This window comes from Streptomyces sp. 11x1, assembly GCF_032598905.1.
In the GTDB taxonomy this organism is placed as follows: Bacteria; Actinomycetota; Actinomycetes; order Streptomycetales; family Streptomycetaceae; genus Streptomyces.
Genome location: NZ_CP122458.1, coordinates 8,443,399 through 8,464,914, shown reverse-complemented (window position 1 = coordinate 8,464,914; position 21,516 = coordinate 8,443,399). Strand labels below are relative to the sequence as shown.

At 70.5% G+C, this 21,516-nt stretch carries 20 protein-coding genes and 1 pseudogene; 10 read left to right on the top strand and 11 right to left on the bottom strand.

Features of this window, described 5'->3' with window-relative positions:
• Positions 1-36: 36 nt before the first annotated feature.
• Positions 37-750 (top strand): FadR/GntR family transcriptional regulator, encoded by a 714-nt coding sequence (locus P8T65_RS37155; RefSeq protein WP_316729664.1) that lies wholly within the window; start codon positions 37-39, stop codon positions 748-750.
• On the opposite strand, the gene P8T65_RS37150 is transcribed toward P8T65_RS37155, so the two are convergent.
• The 7 genes and pseudogenes from P8T65_RS37150 to P8T65_RS37125 all read right to left on the bottom strand — a co-directional run bounded on the left by P8T65_RS37150 (position 725) and on the right by P8T65_RS37125 (position 6,095).
• The gene (locus tag P8T65_RS37150; RefSeq protein WP_316729662.1) at positions 725-1,108 is read right to left on the bottom strand and encodes a hypothetical protein; all 384 of its coding nucleotides are present in this window, start codon (positions 1,106-1,108) and stop codon (positions 725-727) included. The two genes, P8T65_RS37155 and P8T65_RS37150, sit on opposite strands and share 26 nt — an antisense overlap.
• A 202-nt stretch (positions 1,109-1,310) precedes the next feature.
• Positions 1,311-2,078: an enoyl-ACP reductase FabI gene (gene fabI, locus P8T65_RS37145; RefSeq protein WP_045560796.1), complete on the bottom strand. Its 768-nt coding sequence runs from the start codon at positions 2,076-2,078 to the stop codon at positions 1,311-1,313.
• A 5-nt stretch (positions 2,079-2,083) separates the two neighbouring features.
• A complete protein-coding gene (gene fabG / locus P8T65_RS37140; protein WP_230214253.1) occupies positions 2,084-2,788 on the bottom strand; it encodes a 3-oxoacyl-[acyl-carrier-protein] reductase in 705 nt (234 codons plus the stop codon).
• A gap of 171 nt (positions 2,789-2,959) precedes the next feature.
• Positions 2,960-4,105 carry an SEC-C domain-containing protein gene (locus P8T65_RS37135; RefSeq protein WP_316729657.1) on the bottom strand — a complete coding sequence of 382 codons (1,146 nt, stop codon included), beginning with the start codon at positions 4,103-4,105 and terminating at the stop codon, positions 2,960-2,962.
• A gap of 118 nt (positions 4,106-4,223) precedes the next feature.
• On the bottom strand, positions 4,224-5,288 hold the full coding sequence (locus tag P8T65_RS37130; RefSeq protein WP_316729655.1) for a 5-methylcytosine restriction system specificity protein McrC: 1,065 nt from the start codon (positions 5,286-5,288) through the stop codon (positions 4,224-4,226).
• A 148-nt stretch (positions 5,289-5,436) separates the two neighbouring features.
• Positions 5,437-5,766, bottom strand: a pseudogene (locus tag P8T65_RS47475) (DEAD/DEAH box helicase); the annotation flags it as partial.
• On the bottom strand, positions 5,730-6,095 hold the full coding sequence (locus tag P8T65_RS37125) for a hypothetical protein (RefSeq protein ID WP_316729653.1): 366 nt from the start codon (positions 6,093-6,095) through the stop codon (positions 5,730-5,732). The pseudogene P8T65_RS47475 and the gene P8T65_RS37125, both read right to left, overlap by 37 nt.
• A gap of 248 nt (positions 6,096-6,343) precedes the next feature.
• Between P8T65_RS37125 and P8T65_RS37120 the strand changes: the two genes are divergently transcribed.
• The 3 genes from P8T65_RS37120 (at position 6,344) to tyrS (ending at position 10,672) form a co-directional block, all read left to right on the top strand.
• On the top strand, positions 6,344-7,867 hold the full coding sequence (locus P8T65_RS37120) for a TldD/PmbA family protein (RefSeq protein ID WP_316729651.1): 1,524 nt from the start codon (positions 6,344-6,346) through the stop codon (positions 7,865-7,867).
• 82 nt (positions 7,868-7,949) lie between these two features.
• On the top strand, positions 7,950-9,353 hold the full coding sequence (locus P8T65_RS37115; protein ID WP_316729649.1) for a metallopeptidase TldD-related protein: 1,404 nt from the start codon (positions 7,950-7,952) through the stop codon (positions 9,351-9,353).
• 50 nt (positions 9,354-9,403) lie between these two features.
• A complete protein-coding gene (gene tyrS, locus P8T65_RS37110) occupies positions 9,404-10,672 on the top strand; it encodes a tyrosine--tRNA ligase (RefSeq protein WP_316729647.1) in 1,269 nt (422 codons plus the stop codon).
• Positions 10,673-10,749: 77 nt separating this feature from the next.
• Here the strand turns inward: tyrS and P8T65_RS37105 are convergent, their stop codons facing one another.
• On the bottom strand, positions 10,750-11,031 hold the full coding sequence (locus tag P8T65_RS37105) for a GlsB/YeaQ/YmgE family stress response membrane protein (protein WP_184895760.1): 282 nt from the start codon (positions 11,029-11,031) through the stop codon (positions 10,750-10,752).
• Between the two features lie 244 nt (positions 11,032-11,275).
• Here P8T65_RS37105 and P8T65_RS37100 point away from each other — a divergent pair, with 244 nt between their 5' ends.
• Together P8T65_RS37100 and P8T65_RS37095 are read left to right on the top strand one after the other, a co-directional pair.
• Entirely contained in the window at positions 11,276-11,659 is a 384-nt protein-coding gene (locus tag P8T65_RS37100) for a DUF3099 domain-containing protein (protein WP_230214271.1), read from the top strand.
• 230 nt (positions 11,660-11,889) lie between these two features.
• A complete protein-coding gene (locus P8T65_RS37095) occupies positions 11,890-12,141 on the top strand; it encodes a hypothetical protein (protein ID WP_184895758.1) in 252 nt (83 codons plus the stop codon).
• A gap of 18 nt (positions 12,142-12,159) precedes the next feature.
• Here P8T65_RS37095 and moaA read toward each other — a convergent pair whose 3' ends face one another.
• The 3 genes from moaA to P8T65_RS37080 all read right to left on the bottom strand — a co-directional run bounded on the left by moaA (position 12,160) and on the right by P8T65_RS37080 (position 15,313).
• Positions 12,160-13,149 carry a GTP 3',8-cyclase MoaA gene (gene moaA, locus P8T65_RS37090; RefSeq protein WP_316729643.1) on the bottom strand — a complete coding sequence of 330 codons (990 nt, stop codon included), beginning with the start codon at positions 13,147-13,149 and terminating at the stop codon, positions 12,160-12,162.
• Positions 13,150-13,334: 185 nt separating this feature from the next.
• Positions 13,335-14,960, bottom strand: a complete 1,626-nt coding sequence (locus P8T65_RS37085; protein WP_316729641.1) for a cation acetate symporter — start codon at positions 14,958-14,960, stop codon at positions 13,335-13,337.
• Positions 14,957-15,313 carry a DUF485 domain-containing protein gene (locus P8T65_RS37080; RefSeq protein WP_316729639.1) on the bottom strand — a complete coding sequence of 119 codons (357 nt, stop codon included), beginning with the start codon at positions 15,311-15,313 and terminating at the stop codon, positions 14,957-14,959. Before P8T65_RS37080 ends, P8T65_RS37085 begins: the two co-directional genes overlap by 4 nt.
• A 431-nt stretch (positions 15,314-15,744) precedes the next feature.
• Between P8T65_RS37080 and P8T65_RS37075 the strand changes: the two genes are divergently transcribed.
• The 4 genes from P8T65_RS37075 to P8T65_RS37060 all read left to right on the top strand — a co-directional run bounded on the left by P8T65_RS37075 (position 15,745) and on the right by P8T65_RS37060 (position 21,480).
• Entirely contained in the window at positions 15,745-17,274 is a 1,530-nt protein-coding gene (locus P8T65_RS37075; protein ID WP_316729637.1) for a S8 family serine peptidase, read from the top strand.
• A 37-nt stretch (positions 17,275-17,311) separates the two neighbouring features.
• A complete protein-coding gene (locus tag P8T65_RS37070; RefSeq protein ID WP_316729634.1) occupies positions 17,312-18,841 on the top strand; it encodes a S8 family serine peptidase in 1,530 nt (509 codons plus the stop codon).
• Positions 18,842-18,911: 70 nt separating this feature from the next.
• On the top strand, positions 18,912-20,339 hold the full coding sequence (locus P8T65_RS37065) for a CoA transferase (protein WP_316729632.1): 1,428 nt from the start codon (positions 18,912-18,914) through the stop codon (positions 20,337-20,339).
• A 100-nt stretch (positions 20,340-20,439) separates the two neighbouring features.
• Positions 20,440-21,480, top strand: a complete 1,041-nt coding sequence (locus tag P8T65_RS37060) for a CopD family protein (protein WP_399101762.1) — start codon at positions 20,440-20,442, stop codon at positions 21,478-21,480.
• Positions 21,481-21,516 lie beyond the last annotated feature (36 nt).

Here is a 21,516-nt window from a genome sequence, read left to right as displayed (position 1 = left end):
CTGCTCCCGGTCGGTCACTTCGTGCGAAGGTATGCCATGCCGCTGAGCCATCCCCGCCGATCGGCACTGTCCGAGCAGGTCATCGCCGCGCTGCGGAACCAGATCACCTCGGGCGAGTGGCCGGTCGGCTCACGCATCCCCACCGAGCCCGAGCTGGTCGCGGAGCTGGGTGTCGCCCGGAACACCGTCCGTGAGGCCGTCCGCGCGCTCGCGCACAACGGTCTGCTGGACATCCGCCAGGGCTCCGGCACCTATGTCGTCGCGACCAGCGAGCTCGCCGGCGTGATGCACCGCCGCTTCGCGGACGCCGACCCGAGCCATATCGCCGAGCTGCGCTCCGCCCTGGAGTCGAGCGCGGCGAAGCTGGCGGCCGAGCGGCGCACCGACAAGGACCTCAGGCAGCTGGACGCGCTCCTGGCGCGCCGCGAGCAGGCATGGGCCTCGGGCGACGCGGAGGCCTTCGTGACCGCCGACGCGACCTTCCACATGGCGGTCGTGGCCGCGTCCCACAACGACGTCGTGACGACGGTCTACGCGGACCTGGGCGAGGTCCTGCGGGACTGGCTGCGCGGTGACGTGGGCGAGGAGCTGACGCCGGAGACGTACATGGACCACGCCCCGCTGGTGGACGCGATCCGCGCGGGTGACGCTCGGACCGCCGCGGCGGAGGCGGCCGGCTATCCGTTCCACTGCCGTCCCGGCCGGGTCGGCCCACCGCCCGCTGTCAGCCCTCCCCCCGCTGGTGGCTGAACCACACCGAGCGGACCTCCTTCCAGCAGCGGCCGGCGAGCCGTACCGTCCGCGCGGGAGTGGTCTCGACCGCGGCGCTGTCGCTGTCGATGTCCCACCACCGCGCGCACTCGATGTGCAGACGGACGTGGTCGACGACCGAGTGGGGGTTGAAGCAGTACCCGACCACCTGGGAACCGGTGACGGTGCTGTAGCAGGCCGCCCCGAACGAATCGGGCTCTTCGGGCTTGTCGTCCACCCTTACGCGCGCGTGCCGCTGCCCGGCCTCCTCGCGCGCGTGCGGTGCCGATTCGGACGGGAGGGTGAGGACGAGAACCAGGGCGACGACAGCTGGGGCGATGCTGCGGGAGATGCGCACAAGGGTGACCTCCTCGGCCGAGTGGCTGAGCGGTGCACGTCCAGCGTGCGCGGCAACCGGCCCCGGAGGCCCGCCGGATGAGCCGAACGGGTGATGATCCCGGCGGACAGGAGTACGCCGAGGGCGCGCACCCGAATGGATGCGCGCCCTCGAACGGTGGTGGAGCCCGGCGCGGTGGCGGAGCCTGGAGCAGCGGTGTCGCTCAGGCGCCGATCGCGTGCAGCCCGCCGTCCACGTGGATGATCTCGCCGGTGGTCTTGGGGAACCAGTCGCTGAGCAGGGCGACCACACCGCGGCCGGCCGGCTCGGGGTCCTTGAGGTCCCACTCCAGCGGCGAACGGTCGTCCCACACTGCGGCCAGCTCGCCGAAGCCCGGGATGGACTTGGCGGCCATGGAGGCGAGAGGACCGGCGGAGACCAGGTTGCAGCGGATGTTCTGCTTGCCCAGGTCCCGGGCGACGTAACGGCTGGTGGCCTCCAGGGCGGCCTTGGCCGGGCCCATCCAGTCGTACTGGGGCCAGGCGAACTTCGCGTCGAAGGTCAGACCGACGACCGAGCCGCCGTTCTGCATCAGCGGCAGGCAGGCCATGGTCAGCGACTTCAGGGAGTACGCCGAGACGTGCATCGCGGTGGCGACGGACTCGAAGGGCGTGTTCAGGAAGTTGCCGCCGAGGGCGTCCTGCGGCGCGAAGCCGATGGAGTGGACGACACCGTCGAGACCGCCCAGCTCCTCGCCGACGATGTCGGCCAGGCGCCCGAGGTGCTCGTCGTTGGTGACGTCGAGCTCGATGACCTTGGTGGGCTTGGGGAGCTTCTTGGCGATGCGCTCGGTCAGCGTGGGCCGGGGGAAGGCCGTGAGGATGATCTCGGCGCCCTGCTCCTGGGCCAGCTTGGCGGTGTGGAAGGCGATGGAGGACTCCATCAGCACACCGGTGATCAGGACGCGCTTGCCCTCGAGGATTCCGCTCATGGTGATCAGTGACCCATTCCCAGTCCGCCGTCTACGGGGATGACGGCTCCAGTGATGTACGAGGCGTCGTCCGAGGCGAGGAACCGCACCGTCGCGGCGATCTCCTCGGGCTGCGCGTACCGGCCGAGCGGCACCTGCTGCACGATGCCCGCCCGCTGCTCGTCGGTGAGCACCTTGGTCATGTCGGTGTCGACGAAGCCGGGGGCGACGACGTTGAAGGTGATGTTGCGTGAGCCCAGCTCACGGGCGAGGGAGCGCGCGAAGCCGACCAGGGCCGCCTTGGAGGCGGCGTAGTTCGCCTGGCCGGGCGAGCCGTAGAGGCCCACGACCGAGGAAATGAGGACGACCCGGCCCTTCTTGGCGCGCAGCATGCCGCGGTTGGCGCGCTTGACGACGCGGAAGGTGCCGGTGAGGTTGGTGTCGATGACCGAGGTGAAGTCCTCCTCGGACATACGCATCAGGAGCTGGTCCTTGGTGACGCCGGCGTTGGCGATCAGGACCTCGACCGGGCCGTGTTCGGCCTCGATCTCCTTGTAGGCCTGCTCCACCTGCTCGGGGTCGGTGATGTCGCACTTGACGGCCAGGAAGCCGGCCGGCGGCTCCCCCGAGCGGTAGGTGACGGCGACCTTGTCGCCGGCGTCGGCGAACGCGCGGGCGATGGCGAGGCCGATGCCCCGGTTGCCTCCGGTGACGAGAACCGAGCGGCTCAACGGATCACCCTTTCGTTCTGAGGTCTGGTACCCCCTGAACCTATCCGCCCGCCCCGCCCGGTACCGATTACGAGAGCGACAGGGCCGTGGGGTGCTGTCTGTGGGGTTCCCACAGACAGCACCCCACCGCGGACGTGTCCGTGCGGTGCGACGCGGTGCGGCGCCGAACGCTCACATGAGCGCGGGATTCCCACAGCACTTCTTGTACTTGCGCTCCGAGCCGCACCAGCAGGGCCCGTTTCGCGGCGGCGGCCAATCGACCGCCTGCCCCGCGCGGGCCAGCTCCGCGGCGTACGCGGACCTGGCCGAGGGGATCTCGGGGGAACCGATCTCCCCTGCCTCCGTGTACGCCGTGAGGCCACTCACCGATGCCCGGCCGACGGCCAGGCGCGGCGTGCCCTCGTCCGACAGTTCTCGCAGCGTGCGCTCGACCTGTCTGCGATGACTCTCATGGTCGTCGCCGTACGCGTCCGCGACCGATGGCCAGCTCTGGAGCAGGCGCGCGAACTCGTCCGACGGCCAGAACAGGACGCACGCCTTCACCGGGCCGGAGGAAACCTGTTCGTCCTCGACGAACTCGTCCGCGAGGGCCTCGAACTCGGCCCGCACGGCATCGGGTCCGCCCTCCTCCAGCCGCTTCATACGGAGTGGGTCGTGCAGTTCGTCCAGCGGGCGCACCCGGCCTGCCAGCGGGGTGGCTCGCCGTTCGTGCAGTACGTCGGCCAGGTCGTCCCATTCGTCGTGCGGTTCGCCCAGCAGGCGCCGTACGCGGTGGCGGCCGATGACGAGTTCCTCCAGACCGAAGGGGTCCGGAGAGTCGCCGACCATGTCCGTCGTCACGACAGCGCCGACACCCAGGGCGTGCGTCATGCCTGCCGTGTACCACTCGGCGGCCCTCGCCAGGTCGTCTCCTGCCTCGAAGACCTGGGCGACGATGCTCCAGGCTCCCGCGTCCCGGGGATGCCGGCCACGGAACTCGGCAGCCGCCGCACGGGCGTCGTCCTCCCGTCCGGCCTCCCACAGCGCGTTGATTCTCCAGGCGTCCACGATGTCCGGCTCCTGGCAGCCGCCCGACTCCGGATCCAGCAGCCGCTCGTAGAGCGTCACAGCTCTGTCGTGCTCCCCCGCGTCGAGCCATGCCTCGGCGGCTTCCCGAAGCAGTGCCTCCCGGTCCTCGGGGTGCCGCTCCGCGAGCTGTTCACTCTCCTGGGCGAACCGGGCGTGTGACATCGGGGCGGCGGGGCGGAAGGCGACAGCCTGCCGGGACGTGCCGCCGGTCTTGTGGTTCTTGCCGGACGTGCGGCGCCTTTTGGACATGAACCCACCGTAGTGGGGCACGGGTTGGGCCGGGCACGCGATGCCTGGCAATCACCGGTCCGGGTGGTACGACGGGCCGCGCTTCCGCGCACGCCGGTATCCCCCCAGGCGCTCCCCTTCACGCGGCGGATGCCGCCCGTGCTGTGTCGATGGTCTCGGCGAGCGCGTCGATGGTGGCGGCCAGGTCCCGCCAGGGGCTGGACAGGTCGACGACATGCCGCCAGATCCTCAGTCGTCCGTCCCCCACGGGCACTTCCACCACGCCTTCCTTGCCCGACGCGTACACGAGATGTCCCTCGCCCAAGCCGAGACGGACGCAGTACGCAGTCATCTGGTACAGATCGTCCCGCCCTGGTTTGGTCTTGAACTTGGCGTCGACGACAGCGGCCGGGCGCGGGATGCCGTCATGCGGCGACGGCAGATAGTGCACCAGGTCGGGTTTGAGCACGTGCTTGCGCGCCGCGTCGAGGAAGTGGCTCCTGTCCTGGGGTTCGGGCCGGCCGCCGACGCGGTGACGCAGGGCCTCGCCCACTGCCCGCGCCAGGTACGCCTCGAAGAGCCGCCACATGACGACGAACATGCCCTCGACGGCGATGGGTCCGTCCTCACCCAGTTCGTACGAGGCACCGCGCAGGACGAGCTCGGCGAGGACGAGAGCGTGGGAGTAACGGGCGTTACGACGGCCGGGCGTCCACTGGGGCGCCGGGGCTCCCGTGGGCAGGATGCTGACGCCGTCCAGACGGGCGGTGAGCCGCCCGAGGGCGCCGCGCTGGTCCGGGTCTAGACCGGGAACGCGCAGCAGGCGGCGCACGGCGGCGAGGAGGAGGCGGTTCTCCGGTATGTCGGGTGTGTGGTCGTCGTAGAGTACTTCCAGGGGCACGGGGACGCCCGGTCTGCGGCGGATCTGGTCGGCGTGACGGATACGGCCGCGTACCACGGGCAGGGTGTCGCGCGTCTCCCGGTAGTCGTGCAGCACTCCTTGGCTCAGGGCGCGTTCGGTGGCGGAGACGAAGGCATGGGCGAGGGCGGGCAGCAGGTCGGGGCGGGGTTCCGCGGTGACCGGGCGGGGGTCGAACCGGACGCGCTCCGGGGCGTAGGCGACGAGAATCTCGGTGCCGAACAGGCGAGAGGCCACCTTGGAGATCTCCTGCCGGGCCTCCTCGAAGGTCGCGCCCGTGGCCATGGTCGCCGATGTTCCGATGCACTGGAGGTCCGGCGCCTCGCAGGCGTCCCGCAGACGACGCACGAGAAGGGCAACGTCGGCCCCTGACGGCCCCGGTAGATTGCAGCTCGTCGAGGGCGAGGAAGCGCAGGCCTCGCGCGGCACCGATCAGTTCCCGCCGCTCGTCGGGGCGGGTGAGGAGGTACTCCAGCATCACGCAGTTGGTGAGGAGGATGTCCGGCTTCCTACGGAGGACCTGGAGTTTCTGCTCCGAGTCCTCCTGGCCCGTGTACCGCGCGAAAGTGACCTTGCGACGATCCTCCGGGACTCCCCACGTGAGGTACTTCTCCAGCTCATGGAGCTGGCTGTTGGCCAAGGCGTTCATGGGATAGACCACGATCGCGGAGACCCCGTCCGGGTTCGGCCGACTCAGCACCTCGTGGACGATGGGCACGATGTACGTCAGGCTCTTGCCGGAACCCGTGCCTGTGGTGAGCACGTAGGAGTCCCCACGGTCCGCCGCGGCGATGGCTCACGCTGATGCCGGTGCAGGGAGAGTGTCCGGCTGCCTGGGTCCTGAGGGTGTTTCTTGTGCCGGAAGTAGTCCCGGCACAAGGGGTGCAGGAGACCGTCGTCGCACATCGAGGCCACGGTTCCGCCACTGCGGAAGGTGGGGTTCAGCGCGAGCTTGGGGTCGGGCCAGCGGGTCTTGCGTTCACGCTCCGCGGCCAGGTGTGACTCGATGTCCCGACCCCGCACCGCGACGAGCGAACTGGTGAACGCCTCGTACTCGGCGGTGAGGTCGTGATGGACACCGAAGACGTCCATGACTTGGCCGGCCCCCTTGTTTCCGTACATCCGCCTGCCCATGGACCGTGGCCAGGGGCTTCATCCCCGTCGGGCACGGCACCACGCAACTGAGTCACCCTACTGCCTCGCCAGGCCCCGTCCGCCGCTGGTTTCCCTGCCTTTCTTCCCGGCCGACAGCGCATCTTTCTCCGGCGATCAGGCGAGCGAGACATGATTCACTGCCTCCGACGGCCACCGCAGGCAAGCGTCCGAAGGGATTTTCACCCGTGCCCCACGAAGTTGATCAGTCATTCCTGGCACTTCCACTCAGGGCCCTCGCCGACGCAGCCCTAGCCCGCGCCCGTGCCCTCGGCGCCGATCACGCCGACTTCCGGTTCGAGCGGGTGCGCAGCGCGTCCTGGCGGCTCAGGGACGCGAAGCCGGCCGGGTCGTCGGACACGACCGACCTCGGGTACGCGGTGCGGGTGGTGCACGGCGGGACCTGGGGGTTCGCGTCCGGGGTGGACCTGACGATGGACGCCGCCGCGAAGGTCGCCTCGCAGGCCGTGGCCATGGCCAAGCTCTCCGCCCAGGTCATCAAGGCCGCCGGGTCCGACGAACGGGTGGAACTCGCCGACGAGCCGGTGCACGCGGACAAGACCTGGATCTCCTCCTACGAGATCGACCCGTTCACCGTCCCCGACGAGGAGAAGACCGCGCTGCTCACGCAGTGGAGCACGCGGCTGCTGACGGCCGACGGGGTCAACCACGTCGACGCCTCGCTGCTCACCGTCCACGAGAACAAGTTCTACGCGGACACCGCCGGGACCGTCACCACCCAGCAGCGGGTACGGCTGCACCCGTCGCTGACCGCCGTGTCGGTGGACGAGTCCAGCGGTGAGTTCGACTCGATGCGGACGCTGGCACCGCCGGTCGGGCGCGGCTGGGAGTACCTCACGGGCACCGGCTGGGACTGGGACGACGAGCTGGCGCGCATCCCGGAGCTGCTCGCCGAGAAGATGCGGGCACCGAGCGTCGAGGCGGGCGTGTACGACCTGGTCGTCGATCCGTCCAACCTGTGGCTGACCATCCACGAGTCCATCGGCCACGCCACCGAGCTGGACCGCGCGCTCGGCTACGAGGCCGCGTACGCCGGCACGTCCTTCGCCACCTTCGACAAGCTCGACAAGCTCCGGTACGGCTCCGAGCTGATGAACGTCACCGGTGACCGCACCGCCGAGCACGGTCTGGCGACCATCGGGTACGACGACGAGGGCGTGGCGGGCCAGAGCTGGGACCTCGTCCGCGACGGCACCCTGGTCGGCTACCAACTCGACCGCCGCATCGCGAAGTTGACGGGCCTCGGCCGCTCCAACGGGTGTGCGTACGCCGACTCCCCCGGGCACGTTCCGGTGCAGCGCATGGCGAATGTGTCGCTGAAGCCCGATCCGGCCGGGATGTCGACGGAGGATCTGATCGGCGGGGTCGACCGGGGCGTGTACGTCGTCGGGGACCGGTCGTGGTCCATCGACATGCAGCGGTACAACTTCCAGTTCACCGGGCAGCGCTTCTTCAAGATCGAGAACGGGCAGATCACCGGGCAGCTGCGGGACGTCGCCTACCAGGCGACGACGACCGACTTCTGGGGATCCATGGCGGCCGTCGGCGGGCCGGGGACCTATGTCCTGGGCGGCGCGTTCAACTGCGGGAAGGCCCAGCCGGGTCAGGTCGCCGCGGTGTCCCACGGCTGCCCGTCGGCCCTCTTCAAGGGCGTCAACATTCTGAACACCACGCAGGAGGCCGGTCGATGAGCGCGCACCACGGGATCTGCCGGGGGTCCGGGGGTCGTCCCCCGGGCGAGCACAGCCTGAACACCACGCAGGAGGCCGGTCGATGAGCGCGCGCAGCAGCAAGGCGCACAAGCCGCACGAGATCGTCGAGCGGGCCCTCGACCTCTCCCGGGCCGACGGCTGTGTGGTGATCGCCGACGAGTACTCGACGGCGAACCTCCGCTGGGCCGGCAACGCGCTGACCACGAACGGGGTCACCCGGGGCCGGTCGGTGACCGTCGTCGCCACCGTCGACGGCAAGGAGGGCACCGCCTCCGGCGTCGTGTCGCGGGCCGCCGTCACCGCCGAGGAGCTGGAGCCGCTGGTGCGGGCCGCCGAGGCCGCCGCACACGGCGCCGGTCCGGCCGAGGACGCCCAGCCGCTGGTCACGGGGGTGCCGCACTCCCCCGACTTCACCGACGCGCCCGCCGAGACCTCCTCCGCCGTGTTCGCCGACTTCGCGCCGGCCCTCGGCGAGTCCTTCGCACGCGCGCGGGCGGGCGGGCGTGAGCTGTACGGCTTCGCCAACCACGAGCTGGTGTCGAGCTATCTCGGCACGTCCACCGGGCTGCGGCTGCGCCACGACCAGCCGAACGGGACGCTGGAGCTGAACGCCAAGTCCCCGGACCGCAAGCGTTCCGCCTGGGCGGGGCGTTCCACGCGGGACTTCAAGGACGTCGACCCGGCGGCTCTGGACACGGAGCTGGCCGTACGCCTGGGCTGGGCCGAGCGGCGGGTGCCGCTGCCCGCCGGACGGTACGAGACGCTGCTGCCGCCGACGGCCGTGGCCGACCTGCTGATCTACCAGATGTGGTCGGCGTCGGCGCGGGACGCGGCGGAGGGCCGGACGGTGTTCAGCAAGCACGGCGGCGGCACCCGGATCGGCGAGCGGCTGACCGAACTGCCGCTGACCCTGCGCAGCGACCCCGACGAGCCGGGCCTGGAGACCGCGCCCTTCGTGCTGGCCCACTCCTCCGGCGGCGACAGCTCGGCGTTCGACAACGGGCTGCCGCTGAAGGCGACCGAGTGGATCAGCGGCGGCGAGATCGCGCACCTGCCGACGACCCGGCACAGCGCGGGTCTGACGGGGCTGCCGGTGGTGCCGACGATCGGCAACCTGATCCTGGACGGCGGCGCGGACCGTTCCCTGGAGGAGATGGTCGCGGACACCGAGCGCGGGCTGCTGCTGACCTGCCTCTGGTACATCCGCGAGGTCGACCCGGCCACGCTGCTGCTGACCGGGCTGACCCGGGACGGCGTCTACCTCGTGGAGAACGGCGAGGTCACGGGCGAGGTCAACAACTTCCGGTTCAACGAGTCGCCGGTGGACCTGCTCGGCCGGGCCACGGAGGCCGGGCGCACGGAGAAGACGCTGCCGCGCGAGTGGAGCGACTACTTCACCAGGGCCGCGATGCCCGCCCTGCGGGTGCCGGATTTCAATATGAGTTCTGTCAGCCAGGGCGTATAACCTCGTACCTGATTCACCTGGTGCGACCCACTCGAGGAGACACGAGAACCGTGACGGACATCGTCGACGAGCTGAAGTGGCGGGGCCTGTTCGCCCTGTCCACCGACGAGGACGCTTTGCGCAAGGCGCTCGCGGACGGTCCCGTCACGTTCTATTGCGGTTTCGACCCGACCGCGCCGTCCCTGCACGTCGGACATCTGGTGCAGGTGCTCACCGTGCGCCGGCTCCAGCAGGCCGGTCACCGGCCGCTGGCGCTGGTCGGCGGTGCGACGGGCCTGATCGGCGACCCCCGCCCGACGGCGGAGCGCACGCTGAACGACCCGGAGACCGTCGCCGGCTGGGTCGGAAAGCTGCGCGGCCAGATCGAGCCGTTCCTGTCCTTCGAGGGCGAGAACGCGGCCGTCATGGTCAACAACCTCGACTGGACCGAGGGCCTGTCCGCCATCGAGTTCCTGCGGGACATCGGCAAGCACTTCCGCGTCAACAAGATGCTGACGAAGGACTCCGTCGCCCGTCGTCTGGAGTCCGACCAGGGCATCAGCTACACCGAGTTCAGCTACCAGATCCTCCAGGGCATGGACTTCCTCCAGCTCTACCGGAGGTACGGCTGCACGCTCCAGCAGGGCGGCAGCGACCAGTGGGGCAACCTCACGGCCGGCCTGGACCTGATCCACCGGCTGGAGCCCGGTGTAGAGGCGCACGCGCTGGCCACCCCGCTGATGACCAAGGCGGACGGCACCAAGTTCGGCAAGACCGAGGGCGGCGCCGTCTGGCTCGACCCGGAGATGACCACGCCGTACGCGTTCTACCAGTTCTGGCTGAACGTGGACGACCGGGACATCAGCCGGTACATGCGAATCCTGTCCTTCAAGTCCCGTGCGGAGCTTGAGGAGTTGGAGAAGCAGACGGAGGAGCGGCCGCAGGCACGGGCCGCGCAGCGGGCGCTGGCCGAGGAGCTGACGACGCTGGTGCACGGGGAGCGGCAGACGGCCGCCGTGATCGCCGCGTCCCGGGCCCTGTTCGGTCAGGGCGAGCTGGCGGAGCTGGACGAGAAGACGCTGGCCGCGGCGCTCTCCGAGCTGCCGCACGCGAAGGTGACCGAGCTGGCGCCGGTCGTGGACCTCTTCGCGGAGGTCGGGCTGGTGCCCAGCAAGTCCGCGGGGCGGCGGACCGTGAAGGAGGGCGGGGCGTACGTGAACAACGTGAAGGTCACCGCCGAAGACGCGGTGCCCTCCCGGGAAGAGCTGATCCACGGGCGGTGGCTGGTGCTGCGGCGGGGGAAGAAGAACCTGGCCGCGGTCGAGGTGGCCGGAGCCTAGGGCCGTAGGGGCGTGGGGCCCCGCGAGTGCCGCTGCGTCGTGGTTGCTCGCGCGGTTCCCCGCGCCCCTTACGGGGCTCAGACCCGTCGTTGTTTTCTCTTGCCCAGGGTCGCCATGTACGCCATGTCGCCCAGGGCCACGATGGCGATCGCGGCGACCAGCTGGAAGATGTGGCGGCTCCAGTCGATGCCGGCGGTCTCCTCAACGCCGAAGCCGCGTGCGATCGCGTTGCCGAGGACGGCGCCCAGCATGCCGAAGATCGTCGTCAGCCAGAGCGGGCTGTGCTGCTTGCCCGGGAGGATCGCCTTGGCCAGCAGGCCCAGTACGAATCCCACGATGATCGCCCACAACCAGCCCATGGCTGCCTCCTCGTACGGCTCGACGTGAGCATTACGCCCAGTGTCGGCCTGCCTGCGGTACGCCGCATGTCGGGCACCGCTGTACACGCTACGGCGCATGTCCCGCACTCTCCGTGGAAGGTGACCCGGTCTCGTAGGCGGCGCAGACGCGGCGTAACGTTGAGCTTGTCCGGACCGCGTTCCCTGGAGCGGACACGGGCGGGAACAGGCCGGGTGCCTCCGAACGGGCAGGTGGTGGAACGCGATGCGGAAGCATGGCAACGTCGAGGTCTTCCGGATCACAGGTGCCCGGCAGGGCCTCGCCGACGACGTCCGCGGCCGACAGCGTCGCTACATCATCTCGATGTCCGTGCGCACCCTCGCGGTGATCGCCGCCGCGGTCCTCTGGAACGTCGAACGGCACGTCGCGGTCGTCGCGCTGGTGCTCGGCGCGGTGCTGCCGTACATCGCCGTGGTGATCGCCAACGCGGGCCGGGAGAACGCGCCCTCGCTGCCCTCCACGTTCGTGCGGGCGCCCATGCGACCGATGATCACGCCGCCCGCGGAATCCGTCCCGGAGGACTCCGCGGCCGACCCTGCGGCCGACAGCGCGGCGGGCCGGCGGAGCGAGCCGCGCGAGCGGGCCTGAGCTCCGGCCCTGAGACCGTCCGTACGAAGCGGAATCCGGCCACCCGCCAAGCTCAAGAAAAGCTCAGATCAATCATGTAGTTCCTGTGCCGGGCAGAGGCCTACCCGTGACATACTTCGTACGCGCTCCGCATCCCCCGTCGGAGCGACAGACCGACGCCGGGCAGCTCCCCCCGTGGCTGCTCGGCGTCGCCTTTTCTACGGCCGGATCCCTGCGGCTAGGGTCGACGCGTGAACATCCTCAACGTCCCCGGCTCCGATCCGTCCTCCCCCATCTGTTCGGCCAAGGGGTGCCGGGCCGACGCGGTCTGGGTGCTCGCCTGGAACAACCCGAAGCTGCACACGCCTGAGCGGCGCAAGACGTGGCTCGCGTGCGACGAGCATCGGGAGCATCTGTCGCAGTTCCTGGGCGTGCGGGGCTTCTTGAAGGATGTCGTCGAGCTGGAGAAGTGGGAAGCGCCCGAGGAATCGCCCAAGGAATAGGGGGCTGGGGCGCGGCTGTCAGCCCCCGATCGCCGACATCGGGCGGTCGGGCTGGACGAACGACGGGTCGTCGAGGCCCGCGCCCGCCTTCTTGCCCCACATCGCCAGGCGCCAGATACGGGCTATCTCCTCGTCCGGGGCGCCGGAGCGCAGCGCGGCGCGCAGGTCGGTCTCCTCGCGGGCGAAGAGGCAGGTGCGGACCTGGCCGTCGGCGGTGAGGCGGGTGCGGTCGCAGGCGGAGCAGAAGGGGCGGGTGACGGAGGCGATGACGCCCACGCGGTGGGGGCCGCCGTCGACCAGCCAGCGTTCCGCCGGGGCCGAGCCGCGTTCGTCCTGGCCCTCGGGGGTGAGGTCGAAGCGGGTGCGCAGGGAGGTCAGGATGTCGCCGGCGGTCACCATGCCGTCGCGCTTCCAGCCGTGCTGGGCGTCCAGGGGCATCTGCTCGATGAAACGCAGCTCGTAGTCGTGCTCGACGGCCCAGGCCAGGAGGTCGGGCGCCTCGTTGTCGTTCAGGCCCGGCATCAGGACCGAGTTGACCTTGACGGGGGTCAGGCCGGCGTCGCGGGCGGCCTGCAGGCCCTCCAGGACGTCCTTGAGGCGGTCCCGGCGGGTGAGGGTCTTGAAGACGTCCGGGCGGAGGGTGTCCAGGGAGACGTTCACCCGGTCCAGGCCGGCCGCCTTCAGGGCCGTCGCCGTGCGCTTGAGGCCGATGCCGTTGGTGGTCAGGGACATCTGGGGGCGGGGGGCGAGGGCCGCCACGCGCTCCACGATGCCGACCAGGCCGGGGCGCAGGAGCGGCTCACCGCCGGTGAAGCGGACCTCCTCGACGCCCAGGACGCGGACGGCTATGTCGATGAGACGGACGATCTCGTCGTCGTCGAGCAGGTCGGGCTTGGCCAGCCACTGCAGGCCCTCTTCGGGCATGCAGTACGTACAGCGCAGATTGCACCGGTCGGTCAGCGAAACCCTCAGGTCGGTGGCCACTCGGCCGTAGGTGTCGATGAGCACGTGGGCCCCCTCCCTCGCGGCGGATCACAATCGTTCGACATCTGCGAGCCTACGTGACCGCGCTGACAACATCACAGGCCCGATCGCACGAGACGCGGCGAGGAATCGCCGTAGATCCCTACGACGCGGACAGCACGCGGGGCCGCCGTAGGGATCTACGGCGGCCCCGTGCGCGGCGGGCCGGATCAGTGTGCGCCGGTACCCGTGAGGGAGCGGACCTCCAGCTCGGCGTACTTGGCCTCGTCCGGCTTCTCCTTGGACAGGACGGTGCCGAGGAAGCCCATGAGGAAGCCGAACGGGATGGAGATGATGCCCGGGTTCTTCAGCGGGAACCAGGCGAAGTCGACGTCCGGGAACATCGCCTTCGGGTCGCCGGAGACCACCGGCGAGAACAGCACCAGGCCGACGGCGACGATCAGACCGCCGTAGATCGACCACAGCGCGCCCTGGGTGGTGAACCTCTTCCAGAAGAGGCTGTAGAGGATGGTCGGCAGGTTGGCGGAGGCCGCGACCGCGAAGGCGAGCGCGACCAGGCCGGCCACATTCAGGTCGCGTGCGAGGGCGCCGAGGCCGATGGAGACGATGCCGATGGCTACGGTCGCCCAGCGGGCCGCGCGGACCTCCTCGGCGCCGGAGGCCTTCCCCTTGCGGATGACGTTGGCGTAGATGTCGTGCGCGAAGGAGGACGACGAGGCGAGGGTGAGGCCGGCGACCACAGCGAGGATGGTCGCGAAGGCCACCGCCGAGATCGTGGCGAGCAGGATCGCGCCCCAGGCCGAGTCGACACCGCCGAGGTGCAGGGCGAGCAGCGGGGCCGCCGTGTTGCCCGATGGGTTGGAGGCGATGATCTCGTCCTGGGAGATCAGCGCGGCGGCGCCGAAGCCGAGGGCGATGGTCATCAGGTAGAAGCCGCCGATGATACCGATGGCCCAGTTCACGGACTTACGGGCGGCCTTGGCGTTGGGCACCGTGTAGAAGCGGATCAGGATGTGCGGCAGGCCCGCGGTGCCGAGGATCAGGGCGATGCCGAGGGAGATGAAGTCCAGCTTGGAGGTGCCGGTCGCGCCGTACTGGAGGCCGGGCTCCAGGAAGGCGGCGCCCTTGCCGCTGTTCTCGGCGGCCGTGCCGAGCAGATCGGAGATGTTGAAGTTGAACTTCAGCAGCACCAGGAACGTAATGAGGATCGTGCCGCCGATCAGCAGCACCGCCTTCACCATCTGGACCCAGGTGGTGCCCTTCATACCGCCGATGGAGACGTAGACGATCATCAGAACGCCGACGAGGGCGACGATCAGGATCTTGCCGGCGTCGGAGGTGATGCCGAGCAGCAGCGAGACGAGGACGCCCGCGCCCGCCATCTGGGCCAACAGGTAGAAGATCGAGACGACGATCGTGGACGTGCCGGCCGCGGTGCGGACCGGGCGCTGGCGCATGCGGTACGCGAGCACGTCACCCATGGTGTAGCGGCCGGAGTTGCGCAGCGGCTCGGCGACCAGGAGCAGGGCGACCAGCCAGGCGACGAGGAAGCCGATGGAGTAGAGGAAGCCGTCGTAGCCGAAGAGGGCGATCGCGCCCGCGATACCGAGGAAGGACGCGGCCGACATGTAGTCGCCGGAGACCGCGAGGCCGTTCTGGAAGGCGCTGAACTGGCGCCCGCCCGCGTAGAAGTCGGCGGCGTCCTTGGTCTGGCGGCCGGCCCAGATGGTGATGCCGAGGGTCGCCAGGACGAACAGCGCGAACAGGGTGATGATGAGCGGCCGGTGCTGGCTCGCCTCGTTGGCCGCGAGGAACGTCTGCTGTACGGAGCTCATGCGCCGCCCTCCATCCGGGACTTGATCGCCTCGGCCTTGGGGTCGAGCTTCGCGGCGGCGTGCTTCGAGTACCACCAGGCGATGAGGAACGTGGTGACGAACTGTGCGACGCCGAGGACGAAGGCGACGTTGATGTTGCCGAAGAGCTTGGTGCCCATGAAGTCGCCCGCGTAGTTGGAGAGCAGGACGTACAGCAGGTACCAGGCGATGAAGCCCACGGTCAGCGGGAAGGCGAACGAGCGGTAGGAGCGGCGCAGTTCGGCGAACTCGGCGCTCTCCTGGACCGCGGCGAACTCCTCGGGTGAGGGGAGGTGATGCTCGGCCTTCGCTGGGGGCGGTGCGTCGGTTGCCACGGAGTCTCCTCGCGTCTGAGCCGCCTTCGCGACGGTGGGCGGTGACTTTTTCGCCGTCGGATCGGGGGACGGACTGGGTTCGGACATGGGGTCGGCTCTGTTCCTTCGATGACGGGTGCGCGATCGTGCTCGCGCTCCCTGCTCAACGTCACGGCGGCACACGAGGACCGGTTCAACCGTGCGTGTTTCTTTCGAAAACCGATTCGGAAAGCGCCGCGGGAGCCGTACACGTTCGACACGCGGCCGTGGGGAAACGGCCGGGAGGTGCGGTGACTTCGAGGGTTACCCCTCTACTTCGGCCTCCCGCCCGTGAAGTCATTGCTGGCCGGCGACGACCAGGGATAGCTTCGGGCTGCACCACCAACGTCATGTACCTGCCCGGGCACCCGTGTGTCTCGGGCCGGTTTCTTTGAGGATGATGTGGAGATCCCATGGCTCATCTGCGCTCCAGGCGACAGCTCGCACTCGCGGTGCCGGTCGTCCTGTCGCTGACCGCCTCGCTCGGTTTCCTGCCGGGTGTCGCCTCGGCGGCCCCGGTCACGGAGTCCACCGCCGCGACCGCGGAGGGCCCGAACCTGTCGTACGTCGTGAACACGAAGACGGACAAGCGCACGATCGCCTCCGTGCAGAAGGCGATAACCAAGGCCGGCGGCAAGATAGTGGTCACCTACGCCAAGATCGGCGTGATCGTGGTCCACTCGACCGACCCCGCGTTCGGTGCGACGATCCGCGCGGCGCGTGGGGTGCAGTCCGCCGGTGCCACCCGGACCTCGCCGCTGACCCCCGCCGGTACGACGGACCTGGGCGCCGTCGACATGCTGACGGACGCGGAGGCCGCGAAGGTGAGGGCCGCCTCGGCGGACATCCCCGACGCCGAGCCTCTTGAGGCCGACCAGTGGGACCTGCGCTCGATCGGCGCCGACCAGGCCGCCAAGATCGACGATGGCAGCAAGAAGGTCACGGTCGCCGTCATCGACACGGGCGTCGACGACACCCACCCGGACCTGGCGCCGAACTTCTCCAAGTCCCAGTCCGCCAACTGCAACGGCGGTGTCGCGGACACCAGCGAGGGCTCCTGGCGCCCGTACACCCCTCAGGACTACCACGGCACCCATGTGGCCGGTGAGATAGCCGCGGCCCGCAACGGCGTCGGTGTCGCCGGTGTCGCGCCGGGTGTGAAGGTCTCCAGCATCAACGTGACCGACCGTGCCAGCGGCCTCTTCTACGCCGAGTCGGTCGTCTGCGCGTTCGTCTTCGCCGCCGACCGCGGCGTGGAGATCACGAACAACAGCTACTACGTGGACCCGTGGCTCTACAACTGCGTGGACGACCCGGACCAGGAAGCCATCGTCGACGCGGTGAACCGGGCGCAGAAGTACGCCACCAGGAAGGGCACCCTGCACCTGGCCTCGGCCGGCAACTCCAACCACGACCTGGCCTCCGACGCGATCCTGGACGCGTCCAGCCCGAACGACACCACGCCGGTCGAGCGCACCATCGACCCGAGCGAGTGCTTCGACGTGCCGACCCAGCTGCCGGGCATCGTCACGGTCAGCGCGACGGGCGTGAAGAACGAGAAGTCGTTCTACTCCACGTACGGCAACGGCGTCGTCGACATCGCGGCCCCGGGTGGTGACAGCCGCTACCAGATCCCGGACACGCCGTCGAAGAACGGCCGCATCCTGTCCACGATGCCGAACGGCGAGTACGGCTACCTCCAGGGCACCTCGATGGCGTCGCCGCACGCCGCCGGTGTCGCCGCGCTGCTGAAGTCCACGCACCCGTGGGCCTCCCCGAAGCAGCTGCAGTGGCTGCTGAAGGCCCAGGCGGACGAGCAGGCCTGCCCGACGTCGTACGACCAGAACGGCGACGGCGTCCAGGACGCGGTTTGCGAAGGCAGCCCCAGCGTGAACGGTTTCTACGGGTTCGGCATCGTCAACGCCCTGAAGGCCGTCAAGTAACCGCAGCGGCGAGCAGCCACAGCGAACTGGAGACAGCATGACAGCGCCTCTCAAACGCTCCCGTCGTCTGACCGCGATCCCGCTGGGGATGGCCATGGCGACCGCGCTGCTCGTCGTACCTGACATCACGGCCTCGGCGGCCGAGTCGGCCGGATCGGCCGGATCGGCCGGTCAGTCCGACGCACCCGGGCTCAGCTATGTCGTCAACGTGCGCGCCGGGCACGGGCCCTCCGCGCACGTGAAGAAGGCGATCGCGGAGGCCGGTGGCACGATCGTGACGTCGTACGACCGGATCGGGGTCGTGGTCGTCCACTCCACGAACCCCGGCTTCGCCGCGGAGATCCGTGAGGTGCGCGGGGTGCGGTCGGCCGGTGCCACCCGCACCGCGCCGCTGCCCGCCCAGTCGACCACCGACGTGGGCACCCCGAAGGTGCTGACCGCCGAGGAGGTCGCCGACGTCGAGGCGGTGGACGGGCAGGACCCGCTGGAGCCGTTGCAGTGGGACCTGCCGGCCATCAAGGCCGACAAGGCCCACGAGGTCTCGCTCGGCAGCCGGGACGTCACGGTCGCCGTCATCGACACCGGTGTCGACGACACGCACCCGGACATCGCGCCGAACTTCGACCGCGACGCCTCCGCCAACTGTGTGACGGGCAAGCCCGACACCAGCGACGGGGCCTGGCGGCCGGGGCCCACGGAGAGCGCGCACGGCACCCATGTGGCCGGTGAGATCGCCGCCGCGAAGAACGGCGTCGGTGTCACGGGTGTGGCGCCCGGGGTGAAGGTGTCCGGCATCAAGGTGTCGACCACCGCCGGCTACTTCTACACGGAGGCCGTTGTCTGCGGCTTCATGTGGGCGGCCGAGCACGGAGTGGACGTCACCAACAACAGCTATTACACCGACCCCTGGTACTTCAACTGCAAGAACGACCCGGACCAGAAGGCGCTGGTGGAGGCCCTCGGCCGGGCGACGAAGTACGCGGAGCAGAAGGGCGCGGTCAATGTCGCCGCGGCCGGCAACGAGAACTACGACCTCGCGGCCGACGAGATCACCGACCCGGTCTCCCCCAACGACTCGACGCCGTCGGACCGGGTGATCGACCCGTCCGAGTGCCTCGACATCCCGACCCAGCTGCCGGGTGTCGTCACGGTCGCCTCGACCGGCGCCAAGGGCATCAAGTCGTCCTTCTCCAACCACGGTCTGGGCGTGATCGACATCGCCGCACCCGGCGGCGACTCGACCCGCTTCCAGACCCCGGCCCCGCCCGCCACCAGCGGACTGATCCTGGGTCCGCTGCCCGGCGGCAGGTGGGGCTACATGGCCGGTACGTCGATGGCGTCGCCGCACGTCGCGGGCGTCGCGGCCCTGATCAAGTCGACCCACCCGCACGCTCCGGCCGCCCTGGTCAAGGCACTGCTGTACGCCCAGGCCGACGCCACGCCCTGCACCGACCCGTACGACATCGACGGGGACGGCAAGGTCGACGCGGTCTGCGAGGGGCCGAGGAACTACAACGGCTTCTACGGCTTCGGCACCACGGACGCGCTGGACGCGGTGACCAGGTAGGGAGCTCTCCACGGAAGTCGGGCCGGGCGGTGGTACACCGCCCGGCCCTTCCGTTGCGTAGGTTCGGATCATGACTGACATGGATGGTGTGTGGGCGGCCCTGGGCGGCGATCCCACTCTGCTGCCGAGGGTCTCGACCGTCGTACGGAGCGGGGTGCTCGACGCCCGGCTGCCGGTACGGGAGCTGGCGCGGACCTGCGTCGGGGTGTGCGCGCTGGCGGCGGCCGAGTTGGGCGCGCGCCGGGCCGGGCTCGCCGAGGTCCCCCGGGTGCGGGTGGACGACGGCGCGGTCGGCACCGCCTTCGTGAGTGAACGTCATCTGCTCGTCGACGGGCGGGCGCCGGTCAACTTCGCGCCACTGTCGCGGTTCTGGCGGACGGCGGACGGTTGGGTGCGGACGCACGCGAACTATCCGCATCACCGGGAGCGGCTGCTGTCCGCGCTGGGGGTGCGTGTCGGTGAGCTGCCTGACGAGGGGGTGCCCGCCGTCGGGTCGGCACTCGCCGAACGGTCGTCCCTGGAGGTCGAGGAGGCCGTGTGCGGGGCCGGGGGTCTGGCGTTCGCCCTGCGGACGCCGAAGGAGTGGGCGGCGCACGAGCAGGCGGCGGCCGTACGGGAGCGTCCGCTGGTCGAGTGGTGGCGGTGGGACGGCTCCGACGCGTCACGCGCGCGTGTGTTCGGTACCGGGGCGGAGGTGTCCGCGCCGGCCGCCGGGGTGCGTGTCCTGGACCTGACCCGGGTCATAGCGGGACCGGTCGCCACCCGCACGCTCGCCCTGCTGGGCGCGGACGTGCTGCGGATCGACCCGCCGGGGATGCCCGAGATCCTCGACCAGCACGCCGACACGGGTTTCGGGAAGAGGTCGGCGACGCTCGATCTGACCGCGGACCCCAGGACCTTCGAGGCACTGCTCGCGGAGGCGGACGTCGTCGTCACCGGGTACCGGCCCGGCGCGCTGGACCGGTTCGGGCTGTCGCCCGAGGCGCTGGTCGAGCGGCGGCCCGGGCTGGTCGTGGCCCAGCTCTCGGCGTGGGGCGCGTACGGGCCGTGGGCGGGGCGGCGAGGCTTCGACAGCCTGGTGCAGGTGGCCACGGGCATCGCGGCGGTCGAGGGGTCCCGGGAACAGCCGGGCGCGCTGCCCGTGCAGGCGCTGGACCACGGGACGGGCTATCTGCTGGCGGCGGCCGTGCTGCGGGCGCTCACCGAGCGGGTGGACGGGGGCGGCGGTAGCGTCGTGCGGCTGGCGCTCGCGCGTACGGCGGCCTGGTTGACGGACGACGTCGAGCCCGGCCCGGACAGCCACCGGAGCGGTGACGAACACGCGGGCCACGACGGCCCGGAGGCGTGGCTCGCCGAGCGGGACAGCCCGCTGGGACGGCTGCGGTACGCGCGGTCGCCGGTCTCCTTCGAGGGCGGGCCGGAGGACTGGACACGGCCGCCCGGGGTCTGGGGAGCGGACGAGGCGCGCTGGGGTCGCGTCGAGTCGAGTCGGCATTGAGTCACCCGCAGCCCGGAACCGCACACATGGGCGAAATATCGAACTGGCGATTGTTTTCTGACACTTGCCCGGTTCTGGTACGGCTGGTGAACTTTCCGGGGTGAACCTGACGAGACGCACGGCGGCGGCGACGAAAGCGGAGACGGAGGGGCCTGCGCGGCGGACCGGCCTGACCGGGAGAGGGACCTGGCGGGCCGTCGCGATGCTCGTCCTGGTCGCCGTGGGGGCGCTGATACCCCTGTTGGGGCCCCGGGTGGCGCTGGACGGCACCGGTGAGGCCGGGGCACCCGGGGCCGGTGGGATCGCCCTGCTGCGGACCGTGCTGCTGGCGGCGTTGTGCGTGCCGGCGGGTGAGCTGTTCGTGGCGCTGCTGGTGCGGCGGGTGCCCGGCGCGCCCGGGCAGGCGCCGCGCAGTTGGGCACCCTGGGCCGCCGGGGCCGGTCTCGTGGCCTCGCTGGGGCTCGCCTCGGTCGTGGCCACCGGCAATCTGGTGCCGGGCTCTCCCGCCGACATCGACGTGGGCGGCCTCTACGAGACCCGGGACGGCAAGCTCGCCCTCCTGGAGGTCAACGCCTTCGCGGCGGCCGGTCTGCTGGCGCTGTCCCGTCGGCCGACCGCCCAGGCACTGCCCCTGGCCGCCGTCGTCGTCGCGGAGGCACTGCGCGCCCACCCGACCACGGACTTCCACGACCCGCTGGTCGGCACCGCCCTGACCGTGATTCACCTGACGTGCGCGGCGCTGTGGGCGGGCGGCCTGCCGCACGTGCTGCGGACCCTGCGCACGCGCGCGTGGCGCTCGTCGGGGCCGGGCACCGCGCTGCTGGGGCTCTACGCGCGCGTGGCCGCCGTTCTGCTCGCCGCCGTCACCGCCACCGGGGTGTGGAGCACTCTGCGCCGGATGCCGCCGGGCACGGTCCTCGACCAGCTGACGGAGACGGCGTACGGGCGCGCCCTGTTCGCCAAGGTCCTGCTCGTGGCCTGCGTCGCCGTGCTGGCCCTCTGTGCGCGGCTGCGGCTGCGCCGCACGACCGACGATCCCCTCGACGCCTGCGCTCCCGCACGCGCGGAGGTGGTGGTGCTGGGCGCGGTCGTCGCGGTGTCGGCGCTGTTGACGGCGTTGCCACTGCCGATCCGCTGGTGAGGGCGACGTGCGGCGGGGGTGCGCCGCGCGGGCCGG